Raw genomic sequence first — 16,682 nt, 5'->3', positions numbered from 1 at the left:
AAACTCTGGAGGAAGCTATGACTGCGATCCTGAAAAACTTCATCGGCGGCGAATGGGTCGACGGCTCCGGCGTCACCAGGAACATCAACCCCTCCAACACCAACGATGTCGTCGGCGAATACGCCAAGGCCGACAAGGCGCAGACCGAGACGGCTATCGCGGCCGCCAAGGCCGCCTTCCCCGCCTGGGCGCAATCGACGCCCCAGCAGCGCTATGACGCGCTGAACAAGATCTCGCTCGAAATTCTCGCCCGCAAGGACGAGCTCGGCCGCCTGCTGGCGCGCGAGGAAGGCAAGACGCTGCCGGAAGGCGTCGGCGAGGTCGCGCGTGCCGGCCAGATCTTCGCGTTCTTCGCCGGCGAGGCCCTGCGGCTGATCGGCGAAAAGGGCGCTTCGGTGCGTCCCGGTCTCGACGTCGAGCTCACGCGCGAGCCGGTCGGCGTCATCGGCATGATCACGCCCTGGAATTTCCCGATCGCGATTCCGGCCTGGAAGATCGCGCCGGCGCTCTGCTACGGCAATACGGTGGTTTTCAAGCCGGCTGAGCTGGTGCCGGGCTCCGCGCATGCGCTGTCCGAGATCATCACCCGCTCCGGCATTCCCGCCGGTGTGTTCAATCTCGTGATCGGCTCCGGCTCCGTGGTCGGCCAGACCCTGCTCGAACATCCTGATGTCGCCGCGATCTCCTTCACCGGTTCGGTACAGACCGGACGCAAGATCGCGCAGGCCTGCGTGCTGTCGAACCCGATGAAGAAGTTCCAGCTCGAAATGGGCGGCAAGAATCCGCTGGTGGTGCTCGACGACGCCGACCTGAAGACCGCCGTCGAGGTCGCCGTCAACGGTTCCTATTTCTCCACGGGACAGCGCTGCACCGCCTCCTCGCGCCTGATCGTGACCGAAGGCATCCACGACCGCTTCGTCGCGGCGATGGCCGAACGGCTGAAGGGCCTCTCGATCGACGACGCGCTCAAGGCCGGCGTGCATATCGGCCCCGTCGTCGACCAGAGCCAGCTCGACCAGGACCTGCGCTACATCAAGATCGGCCAGGACGAAGGCGCCAAGCTCGCCTTCGGCGGCGAGCTGCTCAAGCGCGAGACGCCCGGCCACTACCTCCAGCCAGCTCTGTTCACCGAAGCCAACAACAACATGCGCATCGCGCGTGAGGAGATTTTTGGCCCGGTGGCCGCCGTCATTCGTGCGAAGAATTACGACGAAGCGCTGGCGATCTCCAACGACACCGAGTTCGGCCTCGCCTCCGGCATCTGCACGTCGAGCCTGAAATACGCCTCGCACTACAAGCGCAACAGCGAGTCCGGCATGGTGATGGTCAATGTGCCGACCGCCGGCGTCGACTATCACGTCCCGTTCGGCGGCCGGAAGGGCTCTAGCTACGGCGCCCGCGAGCAGGGCTCCTATGCGCGCGAATTCTACACCACGGTGAAGACGGCCTATACCTATCCGGGTTGATAGGCTGATATCGTAGGGTGGGTTAGCCCGCGGCTGCGCGCAGCGCAGTCCGCGGGCGTAACCCACCTCTTCTGCTTCCGCGGATAGAGCCCTTGGTGGGTTACGCTACGCTAACCCACCCTACACTTCGGAGTCCTTCCATGGACCAGGACGTCGCAGCGAAAGAGCAGCCTCGCTACATCAAGCTCAACGAGCGCGACAATGTCGCGATCGTGGTCAATGATTTCGGGCTACCCGCCGGCTCCCGCTTCGCCAGCGGCCTGACACTGCGCGCCTTCGTGCCGCAGGGGCACAAGACGGCGCTGGTCGACATCGCGGAAGGCGCGCCGATCGTCCGCTATGGCGAGGTGATCGGCCATGCGCTGTCGCCGATCCCGGCCGGCGAATGGGTGGATGAGGCGCGCATCCGCATGCCGGAGGCCCCTGCCCTCGACAAGCTCGAAATCTCCACCGCCGTCCCCGCACCGCTGCCGCCGCTCGAAGGTTTCACCTTCGAGGGCTTTCGCAACACCGACGGTTCGGTCGGCACCAAGAATATCCTCGGAATCTCCTCCTCCGTGCAATGCGTCAAGGGCACGATGGAATATGCGGTCAAGCGCATCCGCGCCGAGCTGCTGCCGAAATACCCGAACGTCGACGACGTCGTGCCGCTGACGCACGCCTATGGCTGCGGCGTCGCCATCAATGCCCCCGATGCGGTGGTGCCGATCCGCACGCTGCAGAACATCGCGCTCAATCCGAATTTCGGCGGCGAGATTCTGGTCATTAGCTTGGGATGCGAAAAGCTCGCGCCCGAGCGGCTGGTGCCGGAAGGCGTCAGCGACGCCATCGTGCGCATGCAGGATGAAGCCTTCGACGGCTTTGGCGCGATCGTCGATGCGATCATGACCCAGGCGGAAGCGCGCCTGAAAATCCTCAACAAGCGCACCCGCGAGACCTGTCCGGCCTCCGATCTCGTCATCGGGCTGCAATGCGGCGGCAGCGATGCGTTCTCCGGCGTCACGGCCAACCCCGCCGTCGGCTTTGCCGCCGACCTGCTGGTGCGCGCCGGCGCCACCGTGATGTTCTCCGAAGTCACCGAAGTGCGCGACGCGATCCAGCTGCTCACCCGCCGCGCCATCAACGAGGATGTCGGCCGCGCGCTGGTGCGCGAGATGGCCTGGTACGATTCTTATCTCGCCCGCGGCGGCGCCGACCGCAGCGCCAACACCACGCCCGGCAACAAGAAGGGCGGCCTCGCCAACATCGTCGAGAAGTCATTGGGCTCGATCGTCAAGTCCGGCTCGAGCGCCATCACCGGCGTGCTCGCGCCCGGCGAGAAGGCGACGCAGAAGGGCATGCTGTTCGCGGCGACACCCGCCTCCGACTTCATCTGCGGCACGCTCCAGCTCGCCTCCGGCATGACGCTGCAGGTGTTCACCACCGGCCGCGGCACGCCCTACGGCCTTGCGGCTGCGCCCGTTATCAAGGTGGCGACCCGCACCGAGCTTGCCCGCCGCTGGAAGGACCTGATCGACTTCGACGCGGGCGGCATTGCCACCGGCGAGAAGACCATCGAGGAAACCGGCTGGGACCTGTTCCGCCTGATCCTCGACGTCGCCAGCGGCCGGACCAAGCCGTGGTCGGACCGCTGGGGCATTCACAATGATCTCACGCTGTTCAATCCGGCGCCGGTGACCTGAGGGCGGCGACGAAGCAGTCCTGAAACACGGCAGCGAAGCATTTCGCTTTCGTTTCGTCCTGTCGCATCACGCAATCAAATAGATCCGCGGGCGGCGGTCTAATGTTCGCACACGAGCGAACCTGGTGCGGCAACGCAGCGACCAAACCTCCGATTGATGTCTTCAACGGAGATTTTCCAATGCGTGTTCTCTCGATGATTGCCATTGCCGGCGCCATGATTGCGAGTTCGGCCGGCGCATTCGCCGGCGAGCTGCCCTCTTACGAAGCGAAGTCGTTTCCGATCTCGGCGACACAAGTGCAGGTGCTCGGCGGCGCCGGCGTCGAAGAGCAGTTGACTGCTCCCGCGATGACCCTCGCCGGCATGCCTGCCTCGCCCGCGCAGCTCTCGGTGCTGTCGCCGCGCGTCAAGCGGCTTGCGAGCATGAGTTCGGAGAACGCGGCGCGCTGAGCGCCTCGTGTCGTTCCCGGGGCGCACGGCGCCCCGGAGCGACCTCTACGTCATGCTGCCGGGCATGAAGCAGCGCACGCGCGGGTGGCCGTCGATATAGTGCTTCCACACCATGGTGCGGCCGATCTTGTTCGGCTCGGTGATCACGGCGCCGTCCGGCACGACGACCCATTCGTCGTCGAGATGCACGCGGTAGCGGCCCTTGTCGGACTCCCAGTCGACATCGGCGACCACGTAGCCGTCGGCATCCGAGCAGCATTGCCCGAATTCGCTGTGCAGGCTCTCGAACCAGGGCTTCAAGAGCGAGTTGGCATAACGTCCGTCGTCGCGCGCAAGCGCCGATGTCGCCAGCAGCGTCATCAGCCCCAGCAGCATCGCCGCACACACTCTTCCAGGCCTCATACTTGCAGGTCTCATGTGGTCTTCCCGCGGATCGAGATTGTCATCGCGGGGGCGCACGAAGCCGCTCGCGCGCGGCGCGGTTACAGATGCGCGGCGCCGGCGACTCGTTCCCCCAGCTGCTTTGCGACCGCTATGCAAATCGGACGCCAACGCGCATTCCGGGGAACTACTGGCGCGAAGCCTCACCCTCGCCGGGGCGCGCAGGCCGCATGTGTGACGGCCGGCGATTTGCCGCGATGTTTCGGAGGCTTTCCTTGTTGCGTCAGGACGTGTACGAAGCTGCCGCGGGCGCGGATCGCATCGTTTAACCGACTGTTTCGAATGGAAGAATTGGGTGTTGGCGTGACTGGCATCGGACCGTCGGCGCGATGAGTGGTTCGAAAGATCTGCTTCCGAGCCAGCAGGACCCGACCGATTTGCCCGCAAACCAGGTGCAGTTTGCGCTGGTGATCTCGCGCATGCTCGAAACGGTGAAGGACGACGCTGAAGCCAGGCGGCAGATGGTCTACGATCTTGCCCGCTACAAGCTCCAGGAGCAGTTCACCTACGCCGACGCGAAGAATATCGACCAGATGAAGCGGGCCCTCGAGGTCGCGATCGAGGAGGTCGAGAAGTTCTCGCGTGACGAGGCGCCGCTGGAGCGCCTGCCGTCGCAGCAACTCACATCGTCAAAGGAGACAGGCGGTCTTCTGGTGTCCGGCGAGGCGACCGTTTTGCGATCCGGAATCGGGATGTCCGGCAGCAAGCTGCCCGCGCATTCGGGCCCGCTTCTACCGGTGATCAAGCGGACAGCGGCCATCCTGCTTGCGGTCGGCGCAGTCATCCTGATCGTCTCGCAGCGAGACAATATCGCCGCGCTGCGCCGGCTGATCTCGTCCCAGTCCCCGGAGATCGCTCTGGTCGCGCCCAGGCCGGAGACGACGGTCACGGTCGCCAAGCCGGAAATGGTGCCGCCTGTCCCAGCGCCTCCGGCGCGCGTGCTGCCAACCGACTACGGCATCTACGCGCTCATCGACGACAAGTCGCTGGCGGAGTTGAATGCGACCGGCGTGATGGCGCCCGACATGCGGATTGCGATTTCACCGGAGTTCAAGAAGCCGGACCGGCCGCATCTGCCGAACGGCCGCGTCAAGTTCATCGTGTTTCGCCGGGACGCAGCCAACGCGATTCCCGAGCGCGTCGAGGTTCGGGTCGTCGCGAAGATCGCGCGGGAGTTTTCGACCGACGCCGCAGGCAAGGCGCTGGCCGGCGGAGACGATGTGGCCGTCATCCGCAACTTCGCCTATCCGTTCCGGGTATCGCCGATTCCGGGGAAACCCGAAATGTACGAGCTTCACACCGGCGATTCAGGGCTTGAGCTTGCACCGGGACATTACGTCCTCAGCCTGGGATCGCAGGCCTATTATTTCCAGGTCGACGGCGAGATCACCGATCCCCGGCAATGCCTCGAGCGCGTCGTCGCCGGCAACGGCACCTTCTATGCGCCCTGCAAGAAGGCGCGGACGTATTGACGGTGTCGTAGATGGGGTAACGGGCCCCGGAGGCCTTCCAGTCAAGCCGCGCTAGCTACGGCGCTATTTTGATTGCGCGCGTCGCGCGGCTTGACTGGAAGGTTTGCGGTCGTCCCTCACATTGATGGTGTAGCGGAGTCGAGGCCTAAGCTTCGCTCCAAGCATCAAGGAGGAACGACCATGGACTACTATGCCGGAATCGACGTGTCATTGGAATGCTCCAGCGTGTGCGTTGTCGACGCGAGCGGAAAGATCGTTCGGGAGGTCAAGGTTGCCAGCGAGCCTGTGGCGCTGATTGGCTGGTTCCGCTCGCTCGGGTTCGAACTCGCCAGGATCGGGCTGGAGGCCGGACCGCTGTCTCAGTGGCTTTATACAGCCATGAAGCACGAGGGCCTCGCGGTCGAGCTCCTGGAAACGCGGCACGTGAGCGATGCCTTCAAGGCGATGCCGGTGAAGTCGGACCGTAACGACGCCCGCAACATCGCGCAATTGATGCGGCTCGGCTGGTTCCGGCCGGTGCATTGCAAGTCGATGAGTGCCCAGGAGACCCGTGCGATGCTGACGGCGCGCAAGCTGATCCAGGCCAAGCTTCAGGACATCGAGAACAGCCTGCGCGGGATCCTGCGCGGCTTCGGATTGAAGGTTGGCAAAACGACGAAGCGCAGTTTTGCGGCACGCATCCGTGAGCTGGTGGCCGGCCATCAGGCCCTCGAGACGATCGCTACTGCGACGCTGGCGGTTCATGCAGTGCTACTGCGCGAGTTCAACGGCTTTGAGAAGCGGGTGCGGGCGATGTCGCTTTTGGATGCCAAAGCCAAGCTGCTGATGTCGACACCGGCCGTGGGACCGATCATCTCGCTGACCTTTGCCAGCGCCATCGATGACCCCTCGCGCTTCAACTCGGCGAAGCGCGCGGGACCGTTGTTCGGCTTGACGCCGAAGAAGTACCAGTCAGGCGAGACCGACTACCGCGGCCGCATCAGTAAAAATGGCGACGCCTCCGTGCGCGAGGCGCTCTATGAAGCCGCCCACATCATCCTGACCAAGCCGATCAAGGGCTGCGCGCCGCTCAAGAGCTGGGCCATGCGGATCGCCAAGCGCGCCGGCATGAACAAGGCCAAGGTAGCGTTAGCACGCAAGCTCGCCGTGATCATGCTGCGCATGCTCAAGGACAACGCACCGTTCAGGACGACTGCCATGGCTTAAAGCAAGAGCACACAGATTCGGGCGGGCATCACACCAGCCTCCCCGAAGCGAAGTCCCTTCGCCGGGACGATGGATCAGGCCAGGCCGTCATCCGGGTTGTCGACGCATCCGTCGATGCGATCACGCTTCCGTAGATTGGCCGACCTGCTCCTCTCTAGAACCCCATCAGGCGACGGCCACCGCGCCGATCCCGTACAGAAGCAGGTTCCCGGCGAGTGGACGACGCAAAAAGGGATTGACTAACCAGGGCCCGTTACAGAAGCCCGGGTGAGCGCAGCGACATCCGGCAAAAGCCGTCCCGCATATCGCTTCGCTGATGCGGGCTACAAGAGAGGCGGACGCAGCCTACTGCTTCGGCGCCGGCGCCATCATCGCGCCGCCCTTCTTGGTCGCGGGTGCGGGCGCGGTCGCGGGCTTCGTCGTCGCGGCGGTCGCCTGCGCGGGAAGATATTTGGCGACGATGGCGGGATCGACCTGGGCGATGTTGGCATCAGGCAGGCGCGTCCAGGTCTCGTCCTTGCCGAACAGGGAAATGCCGAGGAAGCCGCGCATGGTCAGCGTCTGGCCATCGGGGCTCACCGTCATCTTGGCCTTCCAGATGTTGCCGTCGCGCGGATTGACCACGTTGCCGCCGTCGTACTTCAAGCCGTCGCGCTTCATGTCGCGGATGAAGGAGAGGCCGAGCACCGGCGCGTTCTTGCGATCGTCGGTGCATTTGGCGCAGACCTCGTTCGGATCATCGCCGGGGCGCGGGAAGGTCTTTGCGATCACGCCTTCGAAGATACCGTTGTGGTCGATGAAGAGAAACCAGCCCACCGTCTTGCCGTCTTCGACCTTCTGCCACAACCCCGCAGCCGTCGGCTGCTGGGCCTGCGCGGCAGCAGGACTCACCGCACTGAACGACAGCGCGAGGAGCGAGAGCAGCCGAAAGCTGAAAAAGAAATTCCGCATTATGATCACCTTGCTGAGCCGCCACTGCAATGGCCGCAGACTACGGCGATTTCGCGAACGGTTCCAGCACCAGAAACATGGGGCATCGCCTGTCGTTCCCGGTGTCGTCAGTTGACACCGAGTTTCTTTTGCAGGCTGGAGGACGAGGTCGTGTATTGGAACACGAGCCGCTTCTCCGGATAGACGTAGCGATGTGCTTTTTGCGACATCAGCGCGCCCTCGTGGAAGCCGCACAGGATCAGCTTGATCTTGCCGGGATAGGTGTTGATGTCGCCGATGGCGAAGATGCCGGGCACATTGGTCTCGAACGCGGACGTCTCGACCGGCACGAGATTGTTCTCCAGCGCAATGCCCCAGTTCGCGACCGGACCAAGCTTCATGGTCAGGCCGAAGAACGGCAGCATGGTGTCGCAGGCAATCTCCGTCACGCTGTTGTCGTTGCCCTTGACGGTGGCGCCGGTCAGCTTGCCGTCCGCGCCTGAGAGCGCAGTGACCTGGCCGAGCCGCAGGTCCATCTTGCCACCCGCAACCAGCGCGCGCATCTGCTCGACGCTGTGAGGCGCGGCACGGAAATCGTCGCGACGGTGCAGCAGCGTGATGCGCTTGGCGAGCGGATGCAGATTGAGCGTCCAGTCGAGCGCGGAATCGCCGCCGCCGACGACCAGCACGTTCTTGTCGCGGAAATTTTCCATCTTGCGCACGGCGTAGTGCACCGAGGTGCCTTCGTAGGCCTCGATCCCCGGCACCGGCGGACGCTTCGGCTGGAACGAGCCGCCGCCGGCCGCGATCACCAGCACCTTGCATTCGAACACCTTGCCGGCGTCGGTGGTGCAGCGAAATCCGGGATCGCCGATCTTCTCCACCGTCTCGATCATCTCGCCGAGGTGGAAGGTCGGATGGAACGGCTTGATCTGTTCCATCAGCGCATCGGTGAGGCCCTGGCCCGAAACCTGGGGAATGCCGGGAATGTCGTAGATCGGCTTTTCCGGATAGAGCTCGGCGCACTGGCCGCCGACCTTGTCGAGGATGTCGACGAAATGTGCCTTCATGTCGAGAAGGCCAAGCTCGAAGGCGGCGAACAGACCGCAAGGGCCGGCGCCTATAATCAGCACATCAGTTTTGATCACGTCGCTCATGTCGTCTCTTTATCGGTTGGACGGCGCCCGGCGGGCAGAGGTGACCCTGCCTGTCTAGCCAACGGGGATGGATCAGGGAAGGCATAAAAGCGGTAGCGCCCCGCAGCCGCCCCCACTTGCCGGGTCAGGATAACTGGGCTGTAACGGGATGCGATATGACGGAGATCAATCGGTGAACGCACCAAGCCGCCTCAATACGACGCCGCGCCTCGAGGACTTCCCTTTTCGCCTCGGTGACAATGTCCGCTTCGGCGACCTCGATCCGAACCAGCACGTCAACAACGCGGTCTACGCCACCTATTTCGAGACCGGCCGTGTCACGCTGATGAAGCTACCCGAATACGGGCTGACCCCGCCGGGCCTTGCCTGGATCATGGTGCGGCTCGACATGCATTTCCGCGCCGAGCTGCATTGGCCCAACACGATCGAGCTTGGCCTCGGTGTGGTGAAGCTGGGACGGACGTCAGTGACCTTCGAACAGGTCGTGTTCTCGAACGGGAAGTGCATCGCGTCAGCGACGTCGGTCGGCGTCCTGCTCGACGAGGCGACACGCCGGCCCGCGGCGCTGACGGCGGAAGTGCTGGAGAAGCTCAGACCCTGGCACAAGCGCGGCGTCGAGGTCGCGCCGCCGCGCACGTAACGAGCAAGAAGCTCAGGCCTGGCGTTCCGGCGTCGCCACGACGAGCCCGTCGAGCTCGTCGGAGACCTTGATCTGGCAGGACAGGCGCGAGTTCGGACGCACGTCGAAACCGAAGTCGAGCATGTCCTCTTCCATCGGCGTCGGGCTGCCGACCTTCTCGCGCCAGGCTTCGTCGACATAGACATGGCAGGTGGCGCAGGCACAGGCGCCGCCGCATTCGGCCTCGATCCCGGGGATGCTGTTGCGGATGGCGGCTTCCATCACGGTTGCGCCGTTCTCGACTTCCACCGTACGGGTTTCGCCCTTGTGGTCGACAAAGTGAATTTTGGCCATGTGTGCTCGTGCTGCCGCGATCTGGGAGAAAGGAGGGTCCGGGCTGTCCTATAACGGGTCGATCAGGGCGGCGCCATAGCGTTTTCGAGCGAAGTGGATACCGGTTCGCGGGAAGAAAGCGCGTCAAAACAAACCACTAAAGCCACCCGCTTTTGTCGGGGTGCCGGCCTAGTGCTTCAGGATAGCCTCGATGGCGGCGCGGACCTCGGCCACCGCCTCTTTCAGCGCGGCGAAGGCATCGGGCCGGTTGTGGCCGGTCCGGATCGCCGTCTCCAGGCTCGCGGCGGCATCCGCCACCGCAAAGGCGCCGATTCCGCGCGCGGATCCCTTGAGCTTGTGTGCGAGCGCACCGGCCTCGGCCGGCAATGCCGCCATGGCCACGATCAGGCGAACCGCCTGCTCGGCGAACATCGCGAGCACTTCCTGTTCCAGCTCGGCGTCGCCGAGCGTCATGCGGGAGAGGTGGTCGAGGTCGAGCGGGCTGTCGATGGGTGCAAGCGGGGGCGAAGGCATCCAGTCCATCCGTTGCAGTTCAGGCGTCATGGCGCAGGCCCCGGCATCACGCGATGATCCGCCGGTCCGGCGGTCAGGTTCCCTCCACCCAACCACGAAAATGGTTAATGAAATGTTTGGGCCGTTTTGCCTAATTCTGCCGGTTTATTGACGAAAAGTTGCCGCAATCCCACGAGTCCAGTGGAGAATTGCATTTATTGCTAAGGCGTTACGGCGCGATCCTGTTAACGATGATTAAGATTGTCTTAATCGCAGGCATTTCATTCGCGACGCTCTGCCAATAGGATGTTGCGGAAATTAGCGGACAAGCCGTCCGGGTGGGGACGGCTCGGAAATCCGCAAAAGCGGCATGATCCGGTCTGTGGGCTTGCGTAGCGCGCGGGGCTCGCGGGGGACGCGTACAAGTAACGAGGGCTCGGACTGAACATGGCAAACACTCCGAAAAAGGCCAAAGACCCCACAGAAGTTGCGCTTTCTGCGATCCAGGAAGCCCTGAACATCAGCGACACGGCGGCCGATACCAGCCGCAGCGCATCGATGCGCAACGAGACGGCGCCGTCCATGGCGCCCCCGTCTCCCCCGATGTTCGACGAGCCGACCTTCGAACCGCGCCCCGCCGCCAACGAGCGTGCCGTGTTCGATCCGATCGAAGAACCGCGTTCCTCGCGCCGCGCCGCCAACGACGACCGCGCGACCATCGGTCAGCTCCTGCAGACGCTGCAGACGGGGCGCCCGTCCCGCAACATCTACACGGGCGCGACGATCTTCACCGTCATCTGGCTCGCGGCGTGCGCCGCGCTGACCGTCGGCTTCCTGCCCTCGATCCAGGCCGCGATGGGCCAGAGCGGCGGCGTGCTGGCCATTGCCGGCCTCGTCACGATGTTCTTCGCGCCGGTCATGCTGTTCTTCTTCCTGGCAAGCCTGGTCTGGCGCGGCCAGCAGATGAGTGCCGTCGCGCAGGCGATGGCGCAGGTCGCGATCCGCTTCTCCGAGCCGGAGGGCTCGGCCTCCGATTCCATGGTCACCGTCGGCCAGGCCATCCGCCGCGAGGTCGCGGCGATGGGCGACGGCATCGAGCGCGCCATCGCGCGCGCCGGCGAGCTCGAGACGCTGGTCGCCAACGAGGTCGCGGCGCTCGAGCGCGCCTATTCCGACAACGAAGTGCGCATCCGCGCCCTGCTCCAGGACATCGCGCACCAGCGCGACAACCTGGTCGGCCAGGCGGAGCAGGTCCGCAGCGCCATCTCCGGCGTGCAGATCGATCTGCGCCACGACATCGCGCTGATCTCGGACGCGATCGCCTCGCGCGTCGACGAGGTCGCCAAGTCCATCACCGGCGCTCTGGAAGAGCGCGGCGCCCACATCACCGGCGCGCTGAGCAACGCCGGCGACAACATGATCCTCGCGCTCGGCGAGCGCGGCGGCGACCTGCTCGACCGCCTCGAGGAAGCCAGCAACGAGACCACGCGCGCCGTGCTCGACGCCAGCGAGCGGCTGACCACCAGCCTCAACTTCAAGACCGGCCACGTCCACGACGAGTTCGTCGACCTCGCCGACCGCGTCCACGAGATGCTGAACGAGCGCATCGACCGCATCACCGGCGAGTTCGAGCAGCGCTCCGCCGCGATCGTCGACGGCATCTCCGAGCGCACCGAGCAGGTGCACGACAGCCTGAAGAACTCGTCGGACTCGCTGCTGCTCGAGCTCGAGCTGCGCTCCAACGACCTCTCCGCCAAGATCGACGACGCCGGCAACCGCCTCGCCGGCCACATCATGACCTCCGGCGACAAGGCGAGCGAGGCGCTCGACGCCACGGTCAACACCCTCGTCGCCAAGGTCGTCAGCCAGACCGAGACCGCGCACGATTCGCTGTCGCTGCAGATGAGCGCGTTCGACGAACTGGTGAGGAACCAGGGCACCGAGCTGGTCGAGAAGTTCGCCCGCGACAGCGGCACGCTGGGCGCCCTGATCACGCGCCACATCTCCGAGTTCGACCGCACCGTGAAGACGTTCGGCGGCGAGATCGTCGATCGCATGGGCCAGCGCACGCAGGACATCCATGAGTCGCTGAAGACCTATGTCGACAATTTCGACACCCGCTTCACCTCGAACGGCGGCGCGATCACGGCCGTGCTCGACCAGCGCCTGGTACAGTTCGAGACCACGATCGGCGAACGCGTCACCAACCTCGACTCGTCGCTGAACGGCAAGATCGCAAGCCTCGACGGCACGATCGAAGGCCACATCAAGACCTTCGACGAGCAGCTCGGCGGCCGCGTCACCGCGCTCGAGGAATCGTTCGACACCCGCGCCCGGTCCGTCACCGAGACCATCGACGGGCGTCTCAACACGCTCGCGACGTCGCTGACCGACGGCGCCACGCAGGCGATCCAGTCGATCGACTCGCGCCTCACCCACCTCACGACGACTCTCACGGGTGGCGCTTCGCAGGCGCTCGAGTCCATCGACTCCCGTCTCACCAACCTGACGACGACATTGACCGATGGCGCCTCGCAGACGATCCAGACGATCGATACGCGGCTGACCCATCTCACGACGACGCTCACGGGTGGCGCTTCGCAGGCGCTCGAGTCCATCGACTCCCGCCTGACCTATCTGACGACCGCGGTGACGAATGGCGCCTCTCAGGCGGTGCAGTCGATCGACACGCGCCTCACGCTGCTGACCTCGACGCTCACGGACGGCACCGCGCAGGCAATCGAGGCGGTCGATCGCCGCATCACCGGCGTCACCGAGCTCATCGACGGCCGCAGCATGCATTTGACCGACACGGTCACGGCGCGCTTCCAGGACATCCACCAGGCCATCGAGACCAAGGTCGGCTCGGTCGCCAACGACATCGACGTGCGCGTGGCGCAGTTCGAGGACCTGCTCGGCTCGCGCGTTGAGGCCGTTGCCGGCCGCATCGAAAGCAGCGGCCGCCAGGCCAGCGAGGACATGATGTCCCGCGCCGAGATGATCTCGACCGCGATCCGCTCGCATGTCGAGGACGCCGAGCGCTCGCTCACCAACCTCGTCGTCAACACCAGCGAGACGATCCAGACCGGTGCGCGCACCGCCCAGCAGTCGCTGATGACGGTCTCCTCCGACGTCAACGCCCAGCTCAAGATGACCTCCTCCGAGGTCGAGCGTGCGCTGACCGCGGTCGGCACTGGTGCCGCGAACTCGATCCTGACCAGCGCCCGCGAAGCGCAGTCGACACTGGTCGCCGCCTCCGGCGATGCTTCGAACCAGATCAAGGCGCTGTCGGCCGACGTCGAACGCACGCTGTCGTCGGCGGGCTCGGCGACCGCCGCCTCGATCCTGGCCGGCGCCCGCGAGGTGCAGACCACGCTCGTCACGGCGTCCTCGGACGCGGCCAACCACGTCAAGACGCTCACCGCCGACGTGCAGCGCTCGCTGTCGCTGGCCGGCACCACCACGGCGGAATCGATCACCGACGGCGCCCGCGATGCGCAGAGCGCGCTGATCGCGGCCTCGAGCGAGACCGCCAACCAGATCAAGGCGCTGTCCTCCGACGTGCAGCGCTCGCTCTCGATGGCGGGCACCGCGACCGCCGAGACCATCACCACCGGCGCCCGCGAAGCGCAGAACACGCTGGTCACGGCATCCTCGGATGCGGCGAGCCAGGTCAAGTCGCTCGCGGCGGAAGTGCACCGTTCGCTCTCGCAGGTCGGCCAGTCGACTGCCGAGACGATCACCACCAGCGCCCGCGACGCCCAGAGCACCCTTCTTGCTGTCTCCGCAGAACAGACCGGCCAGGTCCGTTCGCTGGCGGCCGAGATGCAGCGCGCGCTGGCGACGGCCGGCGGCGCCACCATCGAGGCCCTCACCAGCGGCGTGCGCGAGGCCCAGGGCACGCTGATCTCCGCCTCGACGGACGCGGCGAGCCAGATCAAGTCGCTGACGACGGACATCGAGCGCACGCTGACCGCGGTCGGCGCCGACACCGCTTCGACGATCCTCAACAGCGCGCGTGAGGCGCAGACCTCGCTGACCTCGACGTCGGCGGATGCCGCGAGCCAGATCCGCACGATCTCGACCGAGATCGAGCGCGCGCTCAGCACGGCGACGACGAATGCGACCAACGACATCCAGACCAGCGCGCTCAACGCCCAGAATGCGCTGATCAACGCCTCCAACGAGGCGAGCTCGCGGGTCAAGTCGAGCTCGGCCGACGTCGAGCGCTCGGTGCTCGCCGCCAGCAGCAGCTTCGGCCAGGCCATGACCGGCAAGACCGACGAGATCGTCACCTATGTGCAGCAGCAGGCCGACCGCCTGTCGAACATGATCGACGCCAAGCGCGGCTCGCTCGTGGACGCGATCGGCTCGAAGACCAGCCAGCTCACGCTCGACATCGACCGCGTCACCTCCGACGCGCTGAAGTCGATCGAGACCCGCGGTCACGCGTTCTCGCAGACCATGATGGGCAACGGCTCGGAAGTCGCCCGCACCATCAACGCGGCGAGCGAGATGGCCACCGGCGCGGTCAGCAAGTCGCTCAAGGACCTCGAGCAATCCTCGCGCTCGGCAATCGACCAGTCGCGCCAGGTCTCGATCGCGGCGGTCACCGAGATGCAGGAGACCAGCAAGATCCTGCGCACCGACACGGTCGCCCTGTTCGAGCGCCTGCGCGAAGGCAACATCCTCCTCCAGGAGGTGCTGACCGGTGCGCACGACAACCTCAACTCGCTCGAGCGGGCGCTGGTGACGCGTGTCGCCGACTTCGTCTCGGCGATGAACGACGTCACCTCGCGCAACGGGGCTGCGACGCAGAACCTGGAAGACCAGCTCAACGTCTTCAACACGAAGACCACGCGGGCGCTCCAGGACCTCGGCGAGCTCTCGACGCAGTTCGACGCGCACGGCAAGGCGCTCGTCGAAGCCGCCCAGGTCGTGGAGCAGAGCAACAAGAACACCACCGCCTCGCTCACCGAACGCAAGCTGGCGCTGGAATCGCTCGTCACCACGATCGACCTGCGCACGACCGATCTCGACCAGAGGCTGTCGCGCTTCACCGGCCTGCTCGATGAATCGCTGGCCGCCGCCGAAGAGCGCGCCCGCGACATCGCCCGCGTCGTCGCGGAGACCGCCGGCGCAGGCTCGGCCGCGATCACCCGCCAGTTCGAGGCGGTACGGTCGGCCTCCGAGGAAGAGCATCGGCAGACCATCGAGTCCATGCACGACATCTACCGCCAGACCACCGACGAGGCGGATGCGATGTTCAAGCAGTCGGCCGAGAAGTTCGGCAACCTCGTCTCCAGCATGAAGCAGATGGCGTACGAGATGCACAACGAGCTCGAAGCCACCCGCAACGAGCTGCGCCGCGGCGTGCTCGAGATGCCGCAGGAGGCCGCCGAGAGCACTGCGCAGATGCGCAAGGTGATCGTCGACCAGATCGAGGCCCTCGCCGAACTCAACCGCATCGTGGCCCAGCACGGCCGCGGGCTCGACGTCTCCACCGCGGGCCGCGCTTCTGTCGCCGTCCAGCGCCAGGAAGAGCCGATGATGGCAACCGCAGGCGGTCGTGGTGCCGAGACGCGCGTGCGCGATACCGGCAGCGCCTCGACGCTGCCGCCGCCGGACCTCGGCATGCCCGCCTCTTCGCGCCGCACCGAAGCGCCGCCGGTTGCCCCCGCGGGCAACGACCAGGGTCGCGACGGCTGGCTGTCGGACCTGTTGAACCGCACCGACGCCAACCAGGGTGCGCCCACGGGGCGTGAAGCTCCGCGCGGCCGCCAGGCTGCACCGGCGCCGCAGCCGCAGGCTCCGCAGGGTGGCGGCAATCCGCTGGAATCGCTGTCGCTCGACATCGGCCGGCTGATGGACCGCAACCTCGCGGCCGAGATGTGGGACCGCTACCAGCGCGGCGAGAACAAGGCCTTCACCAAGCGCCTCTATACGCCGGCCGGCCAGAAGGCCTTCGACGAGGTCGCCCGCAAGTACCGCGCCGACCGCAACTTCAAGGGCACGGTCGATCGCTACGTCGCCGAATTCGAGCGCCTGCTCGACGAAGTCGCCCGCGACGGCCGCGGCCCACAGGAGCTGCGCAACCACCTGACCTCGGAAACGGGTCTGGTCTACACGCTGCTCGCGCATGCGGCGGGACGGCTGGGGTAAGGCGGCGACAGATGCAACCAGACAACGGAGGCCTTACGGCCTCCGTTGTTGTTTGGAGCGGCGTTTCTAGGGAAAGGCCCGCCAGCCGCCCCCACCAATCCATCCCGTCACCCTGAGGTGCCGGAGCGTAGCGGAGGCCTCGAAGGGCGACAGCCCGTGTGCTTGACACCACATGAGCTGGCGTCATCCTGATGCGCGAGCCTCCAGAGGTGTTCGCATGGGCATTTTCGTCTACATGCTGAGATGCGCAGA

Annotated in this window: 12 protein-coding genes; 7 read left to right on the top strand and 5 right to left on the bottom strand. The window is 65.5% G+C overall.

The window, feature by feature from the left end; all coding sequences use genetic code 11:
* Positions 1 to 17 precede the first annotated feature (17 nt).
* The 3 genes from F8237_RS26985 (at position 18) to F8237_RS26975 (ending at position 3,597) form a co-directional block, all read left to right on the top strand.
* Complete coding sequence (locus tag F8237_RS26985; RefSeq protein ID WP_151649263.1) at positions 18 to 1,466, top strand: aldehyde dehydrogenase family protein; 1,449 nt, start codon at positions 18 to 20, stop codon at positions 1,464 to 1,466.
* A gap of 140 nt (positions 1,467 to 1,606) precedes the next feature.
* The gene (gene garD, locus F8237_RS26980; RefSeq protein WP_151649262.1) at positions 1,607 to 3,148 is read left to right on the top strand and encodes a galactarate dehydratase; all 1,542 of its coding nucleotides are present in this window, start codon (positions 1,607 to 1,609) and stop codon (positions 3,146 to 3,148) included.
* Positions 3,149 to 3,327: 179 nt separating this feature from the next.
* The gene (locus tag F8237_RS26975) at positions 3,328 to 3,597 is read left to right on the top strand and encodes a hypothetical protein (protein ID WP_162006235.1); all 270 of its coding nucleotides are present in this window, start codon (positions 3,328 to 3,330) and stop codon (positions 3,595 to 3,597) included.
* Between the two features lie 45 nt (positions 3,598 to 3,642).
* Here the strand turns inward: F8237_RS26975 and F8237_RS26970 are convergent, their stop codons facing one another.
* On the bottom strand, positions 3,643 to 3,999 hold the full coding sequence (locus F8237_RS26970) for a hypothetical protein (RefSeq protein WP_151649260.1): 357 nt from the start codon (positions 3,997 to 3,999) through the stop codon (positions 3,643 to 3,645).
* Positions 4,000 to 4,367: 368 nt separating this feature from the next.
* Between F8237_RS26970 and F8237_RS26965 the strand changes: the two genes are divergently transcribed.
* Both F8237_RS26965 and F8237_RS26960 read left to right on the top strand, forming a co-directional pair.
* Positions 4,368 to 5,510, top strand: coding sequence for a hypothetical protein (locus F8237_RS26965; RefSeq protein ID WP_151649259.1), 1,143 nt, complete (start codon positions 4,368 to 4,370; stop codon positions 5,508 to 5,510).
* Between the two features lie 180 nt (positions 5,511 to 5,690).
* Positions 5,691 to 6,716: an IS110 family RNA-guided transposase gene (locus F8237_RS26960; protein ID WP_151644825.1), complete on the top strand. Its 1,026-nt coding sequence runs from the start codon at positions 5,691 to 5,693 to the stop codon at positions 6,714 to 6,716.
* A 345-nt stretch (positions 6,717 to 7,061) separates the two neighbouring features.
* Here F8237_RS26960 and F8237_RS26955 read toward each other — a convergent pair whose 3' ends face one another.
* Both F8237_RS26955 and F8237_RS26950 read right to left on the bottom strand, forming a co-directional pair.
* Complete coding sequence (locus F8237_RS26955; RefSeq protein WP_162006234.1) at positions 7,062 to 7,667, bottom strand: DUF2147 domain-containing protein; 606 nt, start codon at positions 7,665 to 7,667, stop codon at positions 7,062 to 7,064.
* 107 nt (positions 7,668 to 7,774) lie between these two features.
* Positions 7,775 to 8,803 carry an NAD(P)/FAD-dependent oxidoreductase gene (locus tag F8237_RS26950; protein ID WP_151649257.1) on the bottom strand — a complete coding sequence of 343 codons (1,029 nt, stop codon included), beginning with the start codon at positions 8,801 to 8,803 and terminating at the stop codon, positions 7,775 to 7,777.
* Between the two features lie 172 nt (positions 8,804 to 8,975).
* Between F8237_RS26950 and F8237_RS26945 the strand changes: the two genes are divergently transcribed.
* Positions 8,976 to 9,443, top strand: coding sequence for an acyl-CoA thioesterase (locus F8237_RS26945; protein ID WP_151649256.1), 468 nt, complete (start codon positions 8,976 to 8,978; stop codon positions 9,441 to 9,443).
* Positions 9,444 to 9,455: 12 nt separating this feature from the next.
* Here the strand turns inward: F8237_RS26945 and F8237_RS26940 are convergent, their stop codons facing one another.
* A complete protein-coding gene (locus F8237_RS26940; protein ID WP_027560383.1) occupies positions 9,456 to 9,776 on the bottom strand; it encodes a 2Fe-2S iron-sulfur cluster-binding protein in 321 nt (106 codons plus the stop codon).
* Between the two features lie 168 nt (positions 9,777 to 9,944).
* Complete coding sequence (locus F8237_RS26935) at positions 9,945 to 10,319, bottom strand: Hpt domain-containing protein (protein WP_151649255.1); 375 nt, start codon at positions 10,317 to 10,319, stop codon at positions 9,945 to 9,947.
* Between the two features lie 396 nt (positions 10,320 to 10,715).
* On the opposite strand from F8237_RS26935, the gene F8237_RS26930 reads away from it, so the two are divergent.
* Positions 10,716 to 16,430 carry an apolipoprotein A-IV repeat region-like domain-containing protein gene (locus F8237_RS26930; protein WP_151649254.1) on the top strand — a complete coding sequence of 1,905 codons (5,715 nt, stop codon included), beginning with the start codon at positions 10,716 to 10,718 and terminating at the stop codon, positions 16,428 to 16,430.
* The last annotated feature ends 252 nt before the right edge of the window (positions 16,431 to 16,682 follow it).

This window comes from Bradyrhizobium betae (genome assembly GCF_008932115.1).
Taxonomy (GTDB): Bacteria; Pseudomonadota; Alphaproteobacteria; order Rhizobiales; family Xanthobacteraceae; genus Bradyrhizobium; species Bradyrhizobium betae.
This window is presented reverse-complemented; position numbering and strand designations above follow the sequence as displayed.

Bases quoted from the DNA above. Each gene is read 5' to 3' on its own strand.
- F8237_RS26960 (WP_151644825.1), top strand. From the start codon at position 5,691: ATGGACTACTATGCCGGAATCGACGTGTCATTGGAATGCTCCAGCGTG.
- F8237_RS26955 (WP_162006234.1), bottom strand. From the start codon at position 7,667: ATGCGGAATTTCTTTTTCAGCTTTCGGCTGCTCTCGCTCCTCGCGCTG.
- F8237_RS26935 (WP_151649255.1), bottom strand. From the start codon at position 10,319: ATGACGCCTGAACTGCAACGGATGGACTGGATGCCTTCGCCCCCGCTT.
- F8237_RS26930 (WP_151649254.1), top strand. From the start codon at position 10,716: ATGGCAAACACTCCGAAAAAGGCCAAAGACCCCACAGAAGTTGCGCTT.
- F8237_RS26970 (WP_151649260.1), bottom strand. From the start codon at position 3,999: ATGAGGCCTGGAAGAGTGTGTGCGGCGATGCTGCTGGGGCTGATGACG.
- F8237_RS26975 (WP_162006235.1), top strand. From the start codon at position 3,328: ATGCGTGTTCTCTCGATGATTGCCATTGCCGGCGCCATGATTGCGAGT.
- garD (WP_151649262.1), top strand. From the start codon at position 1,607: ATGGACCAGGACGTCGCAGCGAAAGAGCAGCCTCGCTACATCAAGCTC.
- F8237_RS26950 (WP_151649257.1), bottom strand. From the start codon at position 8,803: ATGAGCGACGTGATCAAAACTGATGTGCTGATTATAGGCGCCGGCCCT.
- F8237_RS26940 (WP_027560383.1), bottom strand. From the start codon at position 9,776: ATGGCCAAAATTCACTTTGTCGACCACAAGGGCGAAACCCGTACGGTG.
- F8237_RS26985 (WP_151649263.1), top strand. From the start codon at position 18: ATGACTGCGATCCTGAAAAACTTCATCGGCGGCGAATGGGTCGACGGC.
- F8237_RS26965 (WP_151649259.1), top strand. From the start codon at position 4,368: ATGAGTGGTTCGAAAGATCTGCTTCCGAGCCAGCAGGACCCGACCGAT.